This is a genomic window from Burkholderia sp. SJZ089, from assembly GCF_007828315.1.
Lineage (GTDB): Bacteria > Pseudomonadota > Gammaproteobacteria > Burkholderiales > Burkholderiaceae > Burkholderia > Burkholderia gladioli.
Genome location: NZ_VIUM01000007.1, coordinates 289,962 through 305,032, shown reverse-complemented (window position 1 = coordinate 305,032; position 15,071 = coordinate 289,962). Strand labels below are relative to the sequence as shown.

The following is a 15,071-nucleotide window of genomic DNA, read 5'->3' as shown; positions in this document are numbered from 1 at the left end:
CTCTGCCGCGGGCCACGGATTTCGTGAAAAGCCAGGAGGGACCACAGGATGTCGAACACCACACGCCGCGATTTTCTGATGACGGCCGGGGCAGCCGTCGGTGCATCGATGCTCATGCTGAACGGCAAGCGCGTGTTTGCCGAGGAGGCCGCGAACGCGGCGGCGGCGCGCTACCGCCGCTACAACGTGACCAGCGCCGACGGCCAGCGCATGCTGCGCAGCTATGCGCGCGGCATCGCCGCGATGCTCGCGCTGCCGGCCACGCATCCGCAGAACTGGTTTCGCAACGCCTTCATCCACATGATGGATTGCCCGCACGGCAACTGGTGGTTCTATGTCTGGCACCGCGGCTACATCGGCTATTTCGAGCAGACCATCCGCAACCTGAGCGGCGACGCCTCGTTCGCGCTGCCCTATTGGGACTGGACGCAATTGCCCGAGATCCCGGCCGCGATGTTCGACGGCGTGCTGACGCCGACCGACGCCGCCTACGTGCCCTACACGGGCAACCTGGCGCGCTTCACGAGCTTCATCCAGCCGGCCCTGCAGGACTACTGGAATAACCGGCTCACCGGCTTCCAGCGCGCCCAGCAGCGCGCGCGGGGCTATGCCGTGTTCAACCAGCTCTGGGACGACGTGACGGGCTTCAGTGCCTCGATGAACGCCGGCATTTCGGGCAACATGGCCTATGCGATCACCTGCGGCGCTCGCTACCTGTCGCGCGACAATCCGAAACTCGACCCGAAGACGGCCTACGACGTGTCGCCCGGCGTGATCCGCTCCGGGCTGCAGCCGACGCTGTTCTACAGCCCCGACATCGGCAACAGCTTCACCAGCTCGCGCACCAGCTCGCATGTGATCCAGCCCGACGGCACCACCCAGTTCTCGATCCTCGAGGGCCTGCCGCACAACAAGGTGCATAACTACATCGGCGGCGTCGGGCCGGTGTCGCCGGGGCCGTTCGGCAACATGACCAACTTCCTCTCGCCGGTCGACCCGATCTTCTTCCTGCATCACGCCAACATGGATCGGCTGTGGGACGTCTGGACCCGCAAGCAGCTCGCCTACGGCCGGCCGACGCTGCCCACCGGGGCCGACTGGAATTCGTTCGCCTCGGACCCGTTCCTGTTCTACGTGAATGGCGCGGGCCAGTACGTATCGGGCTCGGCGGGCGACTACGTGAACATGTCGAAGTTCGACTACGACTACCAGCCGGGCTTCGGCCTCGATGCCGGCGAGCAGCGCGAGCGGGCGGCGCGCAAGGCGCTGGGCCTGAAGGGCGTGCTCAGCGCCTCGGGCGCGTCGGTGGCCGTGCCGACCGAGCTGATCCGCTCGTATCTCGGCGACGAGCAGCAGCCGGCGCCGATCGCGAGCATCACGCTGCGGCGTCCGGAAGGCGATTCGATCGATCGCGAGTTCGACGTGCTGGTCAATGCCCCCGCCGACGTCACCCGGGTCGAGGCCGACAGCCCGTATTACGCGGGCACGGTCGCGTTCTTCGGGCCGACCATGCACGGCATGAAGATGGCGCACGACGCGACCTTCGCGTTGCCGCTGCCGAGGGCGCTCGGCGCGTTCGCCAACCTGAGCGGCGCCGCCGCGAGCGCGAGGCTGGACGTCAGGGTGGTCCCGTCGGGGGCGGCGGGCGGCAAGCCGCTGCCCTTGCGCGGGCTGTCGGTGCAGACGCAGGAGCAGTAGCGTGCGGCGCGGCGCGGCCGGCTGGCTCGCGCTGGCCGTGACGATCGGGCTGGCGCCGCCGGCCGGCGCGCAGCCCGGCGGGGCCGGCGTGTTGACGAGCGACGGCAGCGTGGTGCTGCGACTGCCGCGGCCGCCGCGAGCGGACGCCGCGGGCCGGGCGTGGGTGCTCGAGATCGAGCTCGGTGTGCTGGGCGCCGGCGCGCAGGTGGAGGTGAATGCCGCCTCGGGCGAGACGCTCGGCACGATCTCGCCGCACGGCCCGAGGGCGGGCCGCGCCGTCGGCAGCTACAGCCTGCCGGTGCCGGCCGATGCCGTGCGCGGCGGCCGGCTCGCGCTGCGCATCACGGTGCTCGACGCGGCCGGCCGCGCTCGGGCGCCAGCGGCGGGCGAGGTGATCTCGGTCCGGCTGCTCGCGCCCTGATCCGCCTGGCGCGGGCGCCTGTCGCGTGCCCCGCGAAAACACAAGGGCGCCCCGGATGGCTCCGGGGCGCCCTTGTTTCATGGCTGCTCGGGTCGTCGCCCGGCGGCTCGCCTACGCGAACCGCCGGGGCGGGAAACCGAAGCTCAGGCCGCGCTGGCGGCCTTCGCCGACTTCTGCAGCTTGCCCTTGCCGGCGATCTTGATCTCCTCGAGCTTGATCTCGACGTGGCGCGAGAACACGTACTCGGCCGGGCGCTGCTTGTCGATGGGGATGTCCGGGGCGAACGCGCCTTCCGTCTTGATGCCCTTGCGGCTCAGCGCGAAGGCCTTCAGCGGATGCGTGATGGTGTCGACCACGGCGGTGGCCTCGAAGCCGCAGTGGACCATGCAGTCCGCGCACTTCTCGTAGTTGCCCACGCCGTAGTTGTCCCACTCGGTGGTTTCCATCAGTTCCTTGAAGGTCTTCACGTAACCTTCGCCGACCAGGTAGCACGGCTTCTGCCAGCCGAACACGGTGCGCGCCGGGTTGCCCCAGGGCGTGCACTTGTAGGTCTGGTTGCCGGCCAGGAAGTCCAGGAACAGCGAGGACTGGCTGAACGACCAGCGCTTGCCGCCGTCGCCGCGCTTGAAGATCTCGCGGAACAGGTTCTTGGTCTTGTCGCGGTTCAGGAAGTGCTGCTGGTCCGGCGCGCGCTCGTAGGCGTAGCCCGGCGAGACGGTGATGCCGTCCACGCCGATCGGCTTGAGCGTGTCGAAGAACTTGGCGACGCGCTCGGGGATCGCGTCGTTGAACAGCGTGCAGTTGATGTTGACGCGGAAGCCGCGGCGCTTGGCTTCCTTGATGGCCGCCACGGCCTTGTCGTACACGCCTTCCTGCGACACCGCGTGATCGTGCATCTCGCGATCGCCGTCGAGGTGGACCGACCAGACGAAGTACGGGCTCGGCTCGTATTCGTCCATCTTCTTTTCCATCAGCAGCGCGTTCGTGCAGAGATACACGAACTTCTTGCGCTTCATGATGCCCTTGACGATTTCCGGCATGTCACGGTGCAGCAGCGGCTCGCCGCCGGCGATCGAGACGATCGGCGCATTCGCTTCGTCGACGGCTTCCAGGCATTCCTGCACCGACAGGCGCTGGTTCAGGATGGGATCCGGATAGTCGATCTTGCCGCAGCCGTTGCAGGCCAGGTTGCAGCGGAACAGCGGCTCGAGCATCAGCGCGAGCGGGTAGCGTTTGTTGCCGGACAGATGGTTGCGCATGATGTATGCGCCGACACGGACTTGCTGGAGCAGCGGAATAGACAAGATGTCCTCCTTAAACTTCGCGGGCTACGGCTTGCATGAGCTTCGCCGGCAGCTTGAATTCGACTTTTTCCTCGCGGCCCGCCATCGTCACGACCTCGACAGGGCCTAGCGCGCGCAGCGCGGCGATGACGTCCTCGACCATTTCCTCGGGTGCGGACGCGCCGGCCGTCAGGCCGACCGTCTGCGCATTCGCGAACCACTCGGCGCGGATTTCCGAACCGTCGGCCACCAGGTAGCTCGGCACGCCGCTTTCGGTGCCGATCTCGCGCAGGCGGTTCGAGTTCGAGCTGTTGGTCGCGCCGACCACCACCAGCACGTCCACCTGGCTGCTGAGCTCGCGCACGGCGGCCTGGCGGTTCTGGGTGGCATAACAGATGTCGCGCGTGTCCGGGCCGACGATGTCGGTGAACTTGCGCGTGAGTGCCTCGATGATGCCGCGCGTGTCGTCGACCGACAGCGTGGTCTGCGTCACGTAGGCCACCGGCGTGTCGATCGGCAACTCGAGCCGGGCCACCTCGGCCTCGCTCTGCACCAGGATCACCTCGCCCGGGATCTGCCCGACCGTGCCCTCGACTTCCGGATGGCCGGCATGGCCGATCAGGATCAGGCGGCGGCCGGCCGACACGTACTGGCGGCCCTGCACATGGACCTTGGTGACCAGCGGGCAGGTGGCGTCGAGCACGTCGAGGCCGCGGGCCTCGGCATCCTTCTCCACCGCCTGCGCGACGCCGTGCGCGCTGAAGATCGCGACGGCGCCATGCGGCACCTCGTCGAGCTCCTCGACGAATTTCGCCCCCTTGTTGCGCAGGTTGTCCACGACATGGCGATTGTGAACAATCTCGTGCCTGACGTAGACGGGCGCGCCGTGCTGCAGCAGCGCGCGGTCGACAATCTCGATCGCTCGCACCACGCCCGCACAGAAGCCCCGGGGTTGGGCAAGAATAACTCGCATAAAGGGCGAACTCCGACGACAACGCGGGGTTCGAGAAGGCCGGCTAGCCGGCCCGATCGCCCCAACTTGATGATTATCAATGCCGGTTCGAATTTACCGGCATCCAAAATTAATCGCGCATTTTAACGCTATCGGCCATCTCGTGCTTTCCTCGGCCCGTAAGGTGTTGCAATGCGCCCAAATCCGGCCGCGCCGCCCCCTGTGCCGGAACCCGGCTACACTACGCGGTTTTGAACGCGCCCGGCGGCGGAAGGCGGCTGCGCGGGCCTCACAGGCGGACCGATGGAAGTCGAATTCAAGAATATGTCCCCGTATTGCACGCCATGCCGCGGCAGGTTCGGGCGCGGGCAGTCGGCCGGGGAGCGGGCATGACGCTGCAGATCGTATTTGGCCTTTCGTGCCTGTCCCTGATTATCTGGTGCGTGTTGCTGTTCGCGCGTGGCGGTTTCTGGCGCGCCACGCCGGCCGGTTCGCTGCCCGTCTCGGCGCGCGGTGAGGGCGACTGGCCGGCGGTGGCGGTGGTGGTGCCGGCGCGCAACGAGGTCGACGTGGTCGGCGAGGCGGTGAGCTCGCTGGTTGGGCAGGATTACGCGGGTGCATTCCATGTGATCGTGGTCGACGACCACAGCACCGATGGCACGGCGGACGCCGCGCGCGCGGCAGCGCTGGCCGCGCAGCGGGCCGACCGGCTCACGGTGCTGGGCGCGCAGCCGCTGCCGCCGGGCTGGTCGGGCAAGGTCTGGGCGCAGTCGCAGGGGATCGCGGCGGTGCGTACGCTGGGCTTGCCGGCCGACTACCTGCTGCTGACCGACGCCGACATCGGCCATCCCGCCGACGCGGTGGCCCAACTGGTCACGCGCGCCCAGGCCGAAGGCCGCGACCTGGTCTCGCTGATGGTGCGGCTGCGCTGCGACTCGTTCTGGGAAAAGGCGCTGATCCCGGCCTTCGTGTTCTTCTTCGCCAAGCTCTATCCGTTCTCGTGGATCAACAACACGCGCCGCAAGACCGCCGGCGCGGCGGGCGGCTGCATGCTGGTGCGGCGCGCGGCGCTGGAGGAGGCGGGCGGCATCGAGTCGATCCGCGGCGCGTTGATCGACGACTGCAGCCTGGCCGCGCAGATCAAGCATCGCGGCGGCCGGCATCACCCGATCCGCCTGGACCTGGCCGATCGCAGCGTGTCGCTGCGGCCCTACGATAGCTGGCGCGATATCTGGAACATGATCGCGCGCACCGCCTTCACGCAGCTGCGCTACTCGCCGCTGCTGCTGGCCGGCACGCTGCTGGGCATGTCGATCATCTACCTGCTGCCGCCGCTGGCCGCGCTCGCCTACGGCGCGCGGGCCTGGCCGGCGTGGCTGGCCTGGGCGGCGATGAGCGCGGCCTACGCGCCGATGCTGGCCTACTACCGGCGCTCGCTGCTATGGGCGCCGGCGCTGCCGCTGGTGGCGCTGTTCTACAACGGCGCGACATTCGCCTCGGCCTGGCGCTACTGGCGCGGCAAGGGCGGCCAGTGGAAGGCGCGGGTGCAGGCGCCGGTGGAGCGCTGAACGCCTGCGCCGCGCCCGAGGCGCGGCGCAAGGCAGGATAAAAAACGGCACACGATCGCGAGATCGTGTGCCGTTTGGCTTTCCGGCGCGCGGCGACTATTGCGTCAGCAGCATGTACATCTGGATCACCGTGTCCGGCGAGAAGGTGAACGGCACCCAGCCGTAGCCGGTATGCCGCGCCACCAGCAGGCGGTCGCCGTTGGCCTGCTTTTGCACCGCCATCATCGGATTGCGCGTCGACACGAAGCGCCAGCCGGTCGGCAGGCCGCTCGGCTGCTCGGGCGTCATCGAGGCGCGCGCGTGCGCGAGTTCCTCGATCAGCTGGCTCAGCTGCACCGGCGTCAAGGGGATTTCGCGTCCGCCGATCGCCAGCGTCAGCGCATCCTGCGCGGGGCGGGCCACCACCAGCTTCGTATCGGCTGCCGTGGCTTCGCCTGCCGGCTTTTCGGCGGGAGCCTGGGCGGCTGCCTGCTCGAGCGCGGCCTCCTTCTGCTCGGCCTCGCGCAAGGCCTGTTCCGCGGCGGCCTTGTCGGAGGCGGCCTGGGCGGCGAGCCGCTCGGCCGCGGCCTTGTCCGCCGCGGCGAGCGTGGCGGCCGATTGCGCGGCCGCCAGTTGTTCGCTCGCGTCGGCCAGCGCGGCGCGTTCGGTCTTCAGTTGGGCGGCCTGCAGCTCGACCGCCTCGTGGGCGCGCGCGGCCTGCTCGGCGGCTTCGGTGGCGGCCTCGCGGTCCGCGCTGGCCTGGCGACGCGCCGTTTCGGCCGCGTCGAGGTCGGCGGCGGCCTGTTGCATCAGCGCCTCGGCTGCTTCGCGGTCGGCCGCGGCCTGCTTGAGGGCCTGCTGCACGGCTTCCGTCGATTGACCGGCGATGGCCGTGTGCTGCGCGAGCGCCGCCGGCGCATTGGCCTGAGCCGGCTGGCGCGATGCGTGTTCGGCGGCTGCCGCGCGATCCGCTGCCGCTTGCCTGGCGGCGGCTTCGCTCGCCTCGCGTTCGGCGGTGGCTTGCTTGAGCGTGGCCTCGGCGGCTTCGCGATCGGTGGCTACTTGCTTGGCGGCGGCTTCGCTCGCCTCGCGTTCGGCGGCGGCCTGCTTGAGCGCGGCTTCGGCGGCTTCGCGGTCAGCGGCTGCCTGCTTGGCAGCGGCTTCACTCGCCTCGCGCTCGGCGGCGGCCTGCTTGAGCGCGGCTTCGGCTGCCTCGCGATCAGCGGCGGCTTGCCTGGCGGCAACTTCACTCGCTTCACGCTCGGCAGCGGCTTGTTTCAGCGCTGCCTCGCCGGCCTCGCGCTCGGCGGCAGCCTGCCTTGCCGCTGCCTCGGCGGCGGCATCGTGCTGGACGGCGGTTTGCTTCGCAGCCGCGTCGGCCGCTTCGCGTGCCTCGTCGGCCTGCGTGGCAGCCGCTTGCGCGGCTTCGCGCTCGGCCGTGGCCTGGCGAATGGCGGCCTCGGCGGCTTCGCGTTCCGCGGTCGCCTGCTGCGTCGCGGCTTGCGCGGCCGCGCGTGCCTCGTCGGCCTGGCGGATCTGGGCTTGCGCTGCCTCGCGTTCGCTCGCGGCCTGCCTGACGGCCGCGTCGGCCGCTTCGCGCGCCTCGGCGGCCTGCCGGCCAGCCAGCTCGGCCGCCTCGCGATCGCGGGCCAGTTCGGCGGCCAGCGCCTCGGCGGCGGTCTTGTCGATCACCGCCTGCGCGGCGGCCGACTCGGCGGCAGCCTGCACCGCGCGCATCTGTTCATGGAGGGCTTCGGTGGCCGCGCGATCGGCGGCGGCCTGGGCCGCGGCGGTGTCGATGGCCACGCGTTCTGCGGAAATCTGGTCTGCGGCGGCGCGTGCGGCGCTCGCTTCCTCGCCGGCGGTCCGGGCGGCGTCTGCCGTCGTCCGCGCGGTCTGGATGAGCTGATCGATGCCCGCACCGAGCGCGTCGATCTGGTCGTTCAGGTTCATGCGTGCCTTCTCTACGTAGGACCCGCGATTTTACCCGTTGCATCGTGCGCGTTTCGAGCCGCACGTGTAACAAAGTGCGCGCGGGGCCGCGCGGCACGCCGCTTCGGCGCGTGTCAGCGCTTCAGGTAGCCTGCCTCGCGGAACCAGTCGAGCGCATCGCGCAGCCCCTCGCGATACGGGCGAGCGCGGTAACCGAGTTCGCGTTCGGCCTTCGCCGACGTGAAGTACATCTTGTTCCTCGACATCTTCAGACCGTCCACCGTCACGAAGGGTTCGCGCCCGGTGAACTTGGCGATGGCCTCGGCCGCGTAGGCGATCGGGTAGAGCGGCCCGCGCGGCAGCGCGATGGTGGGCGGCTTGCGGTTGGTCATCCCGGCGATGTCGGCCAGCATCTGCTGCAGCGGCAGGTTCTCGCCGCCGAAGATGTAGCGCTCGCCGACGCGGCCTTTCTCCAGCGCGAGGAAATGGCCCTGGGCGACGTCGTCGACATGGACCAGGTTCAGGCCGGTATCGACGAAGGCGGGGATCTTGCCGGTGGCGGCCTCGACGATGATGCGCCCGGTCGGCGTCGGCTTGACGTCGCGCGGGCCGATCGGCGTGGACGGATTGACGATCACGGCCGGCAGCCCGTGCTCGGCGATCATCCGCTCCACCGCGCGCTCGGCCAGCACCTTGCTGCGCTTGTAGACGCCGATCGCCTGCTCGGCGGTGAGCGGCGAGGTTTCGTCGGTCGAGGCGCCCGAGCCGGTCACCTTGAGCGTGGCGACGCTGCTGGTATACACGATGCGTTCGACGCCCTCGGCCAGCGCGGCGCGCATGGTGGCCACCGCGCCCTCGAGGTTGGCGCGCTCGATCTCGAGCGGGTCGGGTGCCCACAGCCGGTAGTCGGCGGCCACGTGCAGCAGGTAGCGCACCCCGCGCAGCGCGGCGCGCATCGAGGCCTCGTCGCGCATGTCGCCGGTGACGATCTCGGCGTCGAGTTCGGCGAGGTTGGTGCGCGGGCTCGAGGCGCGCACCAGCACGCGCACGGCATAACCCTTGGCCTGCGCGATGCGCGCGACGGCGGAGCCGACGAAGCCGGACGCGCCGGTGACGAGTACGAGATCGCGTTGTGTGTCTGTCATGCCAGTCCTCTGGGCCGCGCGGCCGGCAGGCGGCGCGCGGCGGTTGTGCGTGTGATGCGCGATTGTACGTGCTGCGCGGCCGCGCCGGCCCGCGGCGGATGCCATGCGGGACGACTACAATGCGGGGCTTCGATGCGATTGGATGGGGAGCGACATGAGCGGCAAGGATCTCGACGAACGGGTGGAAACGATCTACGTGCGGGTGCGTGGCGTCGTGCAGGGCGTCGGTTTTCGCCATGCGACCGTGCGCGAGGCCCACGCGCTGAAGCTGCGCGGCTGGGTCGCCAATCTCGAGGACGGCTCGGTGGAAGCGATGATCCAGGGTCCCGCCGCGCAGATCGACCGGATGCTGGCCTGGCTGCGGCACGGGCCGCCGGCGGCGCGCGTGAGCGAGGTCGAGTTCGAGGAGCGGCGGACCGACAAGCGTTTCGAGCGTTTCCAGCAGAACTGACTGCGCTGTTTTCGATTCGGCAGGACCCATGATCCAGGATTTCCCGGAAGCCCGGCGCGGCCTCACGCTGTCGGTGGCGGCTTCCGCCTTGTTCGCCTTGATGTCGGTGTACGCCAAGCTGCTGGCGCCGCTCACCGGCCTCGACATCTTCGCCTGGCGCATCGTCTGGACCTTGCCCGGCGCGCTCGCGCTGGTGGCCATGCGCGGCCGTTTCGGCGAGCTGCTCGGCTTCGTGCGGCGCCTGTTCGGCGAGCGCCGCATCGCGCTCATGGTGCTGGGCGGCACCGCGATGCTCGGCGTGCAGCTGTGGCTGTTCCTGTGGGCGCCGCTGCACGGGCGCATGCTCGAGGTCTCGCTCGGCTACTTCCTCCTGCCGCTGACCATGGTGCTGGTCGGACGCTTCGTCTATCGCGAATCGCTGAGCCTCCTGCAATGGTGCGCGATCGTCTTCGCGGTGCTGGGCGTGCTGCACGAAGTGTGGGCCACGCGCGCCTTCGCCTGGCCGACGCTGCTGGTCGCGCTCGGCTATCCGCCCTATTTCATGCTGCGCCGGCGCATCGACATCGAACCGCTCACGCTGTTCGCGGTCGAGATGATCGCGCTGCTGCCGGTGGCGCTGCTCACGCTGGCCACGGTCGGCACGCCGCTGGTCGGCCACACGGTGCTGGCCGCCGTGCTGCTGCCCGGCCTCGGCGTGCTCTCGACGCTCGCGCTGGGCTGCTACCTGAAGGCGAGCCGGATGCTGCCGATGGCGCTGTTCGGCATCCTCGGCTACGTCGAGCCGGTGCTGATCGTGGCGGTGGCCGTGCTGCTGCTCGGCGAATCGCTGAGCGCGCAACAGCTCGGCACCTACGGGCCGATCTGGGTGGCGGTGGCGCTCACGGCCTGGCACAGCTACCTGGTGATGCGCCGCGTGCGGGCCCATTGAAGCGGTGCCGTCGTCGCGATTCGCGTAGCGATTTCCGTGCGCGCCGTGTCGATTGATTCGTTATCCAACGCAACTTCGCGACGGAAATACGATGACGGATCGCTGACGCTTGTCTGGCAAGGCCGACAGTCATCGATCGGAAGAATTCGTTGCACTTTGTTACTTAGGGTATGCCCTAGCGGCGATTAGACTTTCTGGACCGTCGAACTCTCGTATGCGGTCTTCCGATGAACGGTCCAGTCTTCGACCCGGCGCGCCTGCGCACGCGATACAGGCATACGTGTATCGCCGCGTATTCGCTCGCGCCGTCCCCGCAGTCTTTCGTTTTCCTTTCTTCCGGGCTGTCGGCTGCTTCGAGGGCGACGGTCCTACCCGGCGGGCGATCATGGCGCTGAGCGATGCGTGCCCGCCGGTGCCGCCCGCGCGCTCCGGCCGCCTGATCGAAATCGATTTCTTCCGCGGCATCGTGCTGCTGATGATCGTGGTCGACCACATCGGCGGCAGCATGATCTCGAAGATCACGCTGCATTCCTACGCGCTCTGCGACGCGGCCGAGGTGTTCGTGTTCCTCGGTGGTTTCGCGGCGGCCAGCGCCTTCGTGGCGATGTCGGAGCGGCACGGCACCGACGTGGCGCGGCGCCGTTTCCTGCGGCGCGCGGTGCAGATCTATCGCGCCTTTCTCGCCACCACCACGCTGATGCTGGTGGTCTCGGCGGTGCTCGACCACTTCGGCATCGAGTCGCCGAACCTCGCGCTCGACGACGTCAGCGTGATGCTGGCCACGCCCCTTACCGGCCTGATCGAGGTGCTGACCTTCCAGCGCCAGCCCTATCTGGCCTCGGTGCTGCCGATGTACGTGCTGTTCGCGCTGGCCACGCCGGCCATCGTGCCGCTCGCGCGGCGCTGGCCGGCCTGGCTGTTCGCCGGCAGCCTCGCGTCCTGGCTGGCCTCGCGCTGGCTCGGCGCCGAGCTGCTCGACACGCCCTCGTTCAAGTGGAGCTTCAATCCCTTCGCCTGGCAACTGATGTTCGTGCTCGGCGCGCTGGTGCGCTGCCAGCCGGTCTATCGCAGCCTGGCCGCGCGGCCGGGCGGCGCGGTGCTGACCGGCATCGCGCTCGGCGTGGTGGCCGTGTGCGCCTATTACAAGCTGTTCTCCGGGCTGCCGCTGCCCGAGGGCCTGCTCAAGCGCGACCTCGCCTGGTCGCGGGTGGTCAGCTTCCTGGCGATCGCCTGGCTGATGGCCGACCTGATGCGCCTGGGCTGGGTCGGCAAGCTCGCGCGCGTGGTGCAGCCGGTGGTGGCGGTCGGGCAGCGCGGCCTGGTCTGCTACGTGGTGGGCACGGCGATCTCGCTGACGCTCGATTCGCTGCTGCATCGCGCGGCGCTGAGCCCGCACTTCTCGCCGATCGGCATCGGCTTGGCGGCCGACGCGATCGCGCTCGGCTGCCTGCTGACGCTGGCGAGTTCGGGAGGATGGTGGCAGCGGTTGCGGCGCGTGCCGGCCTGAACGGCGCCGCGCCGCGGCATGTGGCACGCGGCAGGCGTGGCCCGCCGTGGCGCGGGGCGTGCGCCGGCAGCTGATGTGCCGCCGGCATGATGCGCTCGCCGTATCGCTACGAAGGTGAGCGGATACGGGAGGGCGTGTCGGGGGAGTCGTCGTCGCGGGAAGCCTCGTCCTCGGGCTCCGGATCGGCGGCGCGCGCGAGTTCGGCGTCCACCTCGGCCGCCGCGCGCGCCGCGCGTAGCGCGGTGCAATGCTGCGCGCGGCGGATGTCGGCGAGCAGGCGCACGATCCGCGTGGTCCTCTTGTTCATCTCACTCTCCAGCAAGGCCCATCAGCGGGCTGCTTCCAGTGTAGGACGCACGCGGCCGGCCTGCCGGCCGACTGTGGCGCGCCAGCCGCGCGCCGAGGGATATTACTGAGCCGCGGCGCCGCTCGCCTGCAGCGCGTCGTTGCCGTTCTTGCGCTCGGTCGATGCGTTGTGATGCGCGAGCGAGAGCTTGGCCATCAGCGGCAGCAGCAGGCAGGACACCAGGGTGCCGCCCACCGCCACCCAGCCCAGCGTCGTGAACAGGTGCACGTAGAGCGGCAGCGAGGCCGTGGCGGGCAGGTCGTGCGAAGGCATCTTGGCGAGGTTCGCCACCACGCTGCCGAGGTACTGCGAGATGCCGGTGGCCACGAAGTAGGCGCCCATCATGAAGCCGCCCATGCGGGCCGGCACGTAGCGCGCGATCATCGCCAGGCCCAGGCCGCTGACCAGCAGCTCGCCGAGCGAGTAGAGGCCGTAGCCGCCCACCATGAACCACGAGGACACGCGGCCGTCCACCGCGAAGCTGCCGCTCGCGGCGAACACGAAGAAGCCCGCTGCCACCACCGCGAAGCCGAGCATGTACTTGACCGCCACCGGCACGTTGACGCCGCGATTGGCCAGCGAGTTGTAGATCCACACCAGCACCGGGCTCAGCAGCATGATCCAGATCGGGTTGAGCGCCTGGAACTGGCCGGCGCTCCAGCTGAACAGCGTGGTGCCGAACAGCGTGAAGCGCGGATCGACGTTACGGAATGCGAACAAGGTCAGCGAGGTCGACATCTGCTGGTAGAAGATGAAGAACAGGATGACCTGGGCGATCAGCACCAGCGCCGCGATCAGGCCCGAGCGCTCCGAGCGGTTCACCTTGACGATCATGTACAGGAAGATGCCCAGCACCACCACCGCGGCGGTCCACACCGCGGCCACCGCCAGCGCCTTGTGGCCGAGCAGGAAGGTGGTGACCAGCGCCAGCGCGATGCCGCCCAGCGCGACCGCTCCCGCCCGGCCCCAGCGCACCGGCTGGTCGTCGGGCTTGGAGCCGACGCGCGCCAGCGTGCGATGCATCAGCAGGTAGTTGATCACGCCAACCGCCATGCCCGCGCAGCAGACCGCGAAGGCCGGGTGCCAGCCCCAGCGATCCTTGATCCACGGCGTGACCAGCATCGACACCGTCGAGCCGATGTTGACGGCCATGTAGTAGATGGTGAACGCGCTGTCGAGGCGCGCGTCGTCGCCTTCGTAGATGCGGCGCACCAGGTTCGCGGCATTGGCCTTGAACAGGCCGTTGCCGACCACCATCACGCCCAGCGATGCGTAGAGGAACTGAAGATTGTCGGTGGGCATGGCGAGCATCAGGTAGCCCACGCCGAGCACCACCGCGCCGATCACCATCGAGCGGCGCGAGCCGAGCACGTGATCGCCGATCCAGCCGCCGATCGAGGGCGAGGCGTAGATCAACGCGACGAACGCGCCCCAGATCAGGTTGGCGCTGCTGTCGTCGAAGCCGAGCTTCTCGACCATGAACAGCACCATCAGCGCGACCATGCCGTAATAGCCGAAGCGCTCCCACATTTCGATCAGAAAGACTGTTGCGAATGAGCGGGTTTTTGATACGGGTGTTGAGACTGACATCGTTATCCTCGAATATCGTTTTTTGTGCCGCATCGCGCGCGAGGCCGGCGGCAAGCTCGGAATGACGGGGCGCCGGAAGGCGGCCGGTCGGCATGAGGGGATCGGTCAGGTGGGCGGCGCGGTGCTCGCGTGATGGCGGCGGCACCTGCGTGGCGGCCGCGCGAGGCAGGCGGCGGCGCATGCGCGATTCGAGCGCGTAAGGGCAATGATAGCTTTCATTTCGAATACGACTACCAGGGCGACCGGATAGGGACGCATGAACAAGGTGGCGGGCAATCGGTGGACTGCGCGCGAGGACCATTACAACGGTGTAAGCACGAGGTCGTCGCGCTTTGCCGAGCGGCCGCGATTTTTCACGAGCCGCTCGCCATCCGTCACTTCGGGTATTCCCGCAGCCGCGGGATGGATGATCCGTTTTCAACGACGTGAAACCGACGTCGGCAGGGCTTCGAGGCGGGGTAAGCCACGAATCGTGCACAAATTTCCGTGTCGAGTCTGGCAAGATTACGCGTCGCAGCAGCGTTGCGCGGGGTGCGCCAGGGCGCAGGCCGTGTCGTTGATACCCGGTCACGAAGACGAAGATTAAGCTATATCAATCAAACTTCGTTACTTTCCATCAAACTTTTTTTGACGATAAGATTTCGGCCTGTTATGGTTGCTTCCACTGAAAACACGCAGGCCCAGAATGCGGCCGTCGAATTGGGCGGAAAGATTCGGGCGCTCAGGCAGCGCTTGAAGCGCACGCTCGACGAAACCGCCGGAGCCGCGGGTATTTCCAAGCCGTTTTTGTCCCAGGTCGAGCGCGGTCTCGCTTCGCCGTCGATCACCTCGCTGGCCGGCATCGCGCATGCGCTGGGCGTGAACGTGCAGTATTTCGTCGAGACCCCGAGCGAGGAACGCTCGGTGTGCCGCGGCGATCAATTGCGATTCTTCAGTTTCGCCGATTCGGCGAATCTGTTCGCACGGCTGACCAATGTCTCGGCCGGCCGGCAGCTCGAGGCGATTCTCGTGCGCATGCCGCCGGGACAGAAGCGCTCGGAAGTCACGACTCACGCGGGAGAGGAATTCGTCTACGTGATCGAGGGCGAAGTATCGCTGACGCTGGAAGGCAAGACGTTTGTCGTGCAAGCCGGTGACAGCGCGCATTACCTGTCGACCGTGCCGCATAGCTGGGTCAACACCGCGAAGCACGAATCGGTGGTGGTCTGGGTGGGGACACCTCGATTGTTTTAGTTATACGCAGGCCGGGTAATCCGTCGTCGCTCCGCACG

Annotated in this window: 13 protein-coding genes; 7 read left to right on the top strand and 6 right to left on the bottom strand. The window is 68.6% G+C overall.

Features of this window, described 5'->3' with window-relative positions; all coding sequences use genetic code 11:
* Positions 1 to 48: 48 nt before the first annotated feature.
* A complete protein-coding gene (locus FB600_RS15730) occupies positions 49 to 1,698 on the top strand; it encodes a tyrosinase family protein (protein WP_096752096.1) in 1,650 nt (549 codons plus the stop codon).
* A gap of 1 nt (position 1,699) precedes the next feature.
* Positions 1,700 to 2,119 carry a hypothetical protein gene (locus FB600_RS15725; protein ID WP_200055649.1) on the top strand — a complete coding sequence of 140 codons (420 nt, stop codon included), beginning with the start codon at positions 1,700 to 1,702 and terminating at the stop codon, positions 2,117 to 2,119.
* 143 nt (positions 2,120 to 2,262) lie between these two features.
* Here the strand turns inward: FB600_RS15725 and hpnH are convergent, their stop codons facing one another.
* Together hpnH and ispH are read right to left on the bottom strand one after the other, a co-directional pair.
* Positions 2,263 to 3,423 (bottom strand): adenosyl-hopene transferase HpnH, encoded by a 1,161-nt coding sequence (hpnH, locus tag FB600_RS15720; protein ID WP_013691648.1) that lies wholly within the window; start codon positions 3,421 to 3,423, stop codon positions 2,263 to 2,265.
* Between the two features lie 10 nt (positions 3,424 to 3,433).
* A complete protein-coding gene (gene ispH, locus FB600_RS15715) occupies positions 3,434 to 4,375 on the bottom strand; it encodes a 4-hydroxy-3-methylbut-2-enyl diphosphate reductase (protein ID WP_047839999.1) in 942 nt (313 codons plus the stop codon).
* Positions 4,376 to 4,743: 368 nt separating this feature from the next.
* Between ispH and FB600_RS15710 the strand changes: the two genes are divergently transcribed.
* The gene (locus FB600_RS15710) at positions 4,744 to 5,922 is read left to right on the top strand and encodes a glycosyltransferase (protein WP_096752095.1); all 1,179 of its coding nucleotides are present in this window, start codon (positions 4,744 to 4,746) and stop codon (positions 5,920 to 5,922) included.
* A gap of 96 nt (positions 5,923 to 6,018) precedes the next feature.
* Here FB600_RS15710 and FB600_RS15705 read toward each other — a convergent pair whose 3' ends face one another.
* Together FB600_RS15705 and hpnA are read right to left on the bottom strand one after the other, a co-directional pair.
* Positions 6,019 to 7,854 (bottom strand): hypothetical protein, encoded by a 1,836-nt coding sequence (locus FB600_RS15705; protein ID WP_145756983.1) that lies wholly within the window; start codon positions 7,852 to 7,854, stop codon positions 6,019 to 6,021.
* 113 nt (positions 7,855 to 7,967) lie between these two features.
* On the bottom strand, positions 7,968 to 8,978 hold the full coding sequence (hpnA, locus tag FB600_RS15700) for a hopanoid-associated sugar epimerase (protein ID WP_096752939.1): 1,011 nt from the start codon (positions 8,976 to 8,978) through the stop codon (positions 7,968 to 7,970).
* A gap of 154 nt (positions 8,979 to 9,132) precedes the next feature.
* On the opposite strand from hpnA, the gene FB600_RS15695 reads away from it, so the two are divergent.
* The 3 genes from FB600_RS15695 (at position 9,133) to FB600_RS15685 (ending at position 11,864) form a co-directional block, all read left to right on the top strand.
* A complete protein-coding gene (locus FB600_RS15695; RefSeq protein ID WP_013691643.1) occupies positions 9,133 to 9,429 on the top strand; it encodes an acylphosphatase in 297 nt (98 codons plus the stop codon).
* 28 nt (positions 9,430 to 9,457) lie between these two features.
* Entirely contained in the window at positions 9,458 to 10,357 is a 900-nt protein-coding gene (rarD, locus tag FB600_RS15690; RefSeq protein WP_145756984.1) for an EamA family transporter RarD, read from the top strand.
* A gap of 385 nt (positions 10,358 to 10,742) precedes the next feature.
* Positions 10,743 to 11,864 (top strand): OpgC domain-containing protein, encoded by a 1,122-nt coding sequence (locus FB600_RS15685; protein WP_145756985.1) that lies wholly within the window; start codon positions 10,743 to 10,745, stop codon positions 11,862 to 11,864.
* Between the two features lie 106 nt (positions 11,865 to 11,970).
* On the opposite strand, the gene FB600_RS15680 is transcribed toward FB600_RS15685, so the two are convergent.
* A complete protein-coding gene (locus FB600_RS15680) occupies positions 11,971 to 12,171 on the bottom strand; it encodes a hypothetical protein (RefSeq protein WP_013691640.1) in 201 nt (66 codons plus the stop codon).
* Positions 12,172 to 12,273: 102 nt separating this feature from the next.
* Entirely contained in the window at positions 12,274 to 13,800 is a 1,527-nt protein-coding gene (locus FB600_RS15675) for a peptide MFS transporter (protein WP_036055231.1), read from the bottom strand.
* Positions 13,801 to 14,451: 651 nt separating this feature from the next.
* Here FB600_RS15675 and FB600_RS15670 point away from each other — a divergent pair.
* The gene (locus tag FB600_RS15670; protein WP_013691637.1) at positions 14,452 to 15,033 is read left to right on the top strand and encodes a helix-turn-helix domain-containing protein; all 582 of its coding nucleotides are present in this window, start codon (positions 14,452 to 14,454) and stop codon (positions 15,031 to 15,033) included.
* Positions 15,034 to 15,071: the final 38 nt, after the last annotated feature.

What these genes read in the sequence shown, in the direction of transcription:
- FB600_RS15730 (WP_096752096.1), top strand. Translation starts at nt 49, where the DNA reads ATGTCGAACACCACACGCCGCGATTTTCTGATGACGGCCGGGGCAGCC.
- ispH (WP_047839999.1), bottom strand. Translation starts at nt 4,375, where the DNA reads ATGCGAGTTATTCTTGCCCAACCCCGGGGCTTCTGTGCGGGCGTGGTG.
- FB600_RS15710 (WP_096752095.1), top strand. Translation starts at nt 4,744, where the DNA reads ATGACGCTGCAGATCGTATTTGGCCTTTCGTGCCTGTCCCTGATTATC.
- FB600_RS15705 (WP_145756983.1), bottom strand. Translation starts at nt 7,854, where the DNA reads ATGAACCTGAACGACCAGATCGACGCGCTCGGTGCGGGCATCGATCAG.
- hpnA (WP_096752939.1), bottom strand. Translation starts at nt 8,978, where the DNA reads ATGACAGACACACAACGCGATCTCGTACTCGTCACCGGCGCGTCCGGC.
- FB600_RS15695 (WP_013691643.1), top strand. Translation starts at nt 9,133, where the DNA reads ATGAGCGGCAAGGATCTCGACGAACGGGTGGAAACGATCTACGTGCGG.
- rarD (WP_145756984.1), top strand. Translation starts at nt 9,458, where the DNA reads ATGATCCAGGATTTCCCGGAAGCCCGGCGCGGCCTCACGCTGTCGGTG.
- FB600_RS15685 (WP_145756985.1), top strand. Translation starts at nt 10,743, where the DNA reads ATGGCGCTGAGCGATGCGTGCCCGCCGGTGCCGCCCGCGCGCTCCGGC.
- FB600_RS15680 (WP_013691640.1), bottom strand. Translation starts at nt 12,171, where the DNA reads ATGAACAAGAGGACCACGCGGATCGTGCGCCTGCTCGCCGACATCCGC.
- FB600_RS15675 (WP_036055231.1), bottom strand. Translation starts at nt 13,800, where the DNA reads ATGTCAGTCTCAACACCCGTATCAAAAACCCGCTCATTCGCAACAGTC.
- FB600_RS15670 (WP_013691637.1), top strand. Translation starts at nt 14,452, where the DNA reads ATGGTTGCTTCCACTGAAAACACGCAGGCCCAGAATGCGGCCGTCGAA.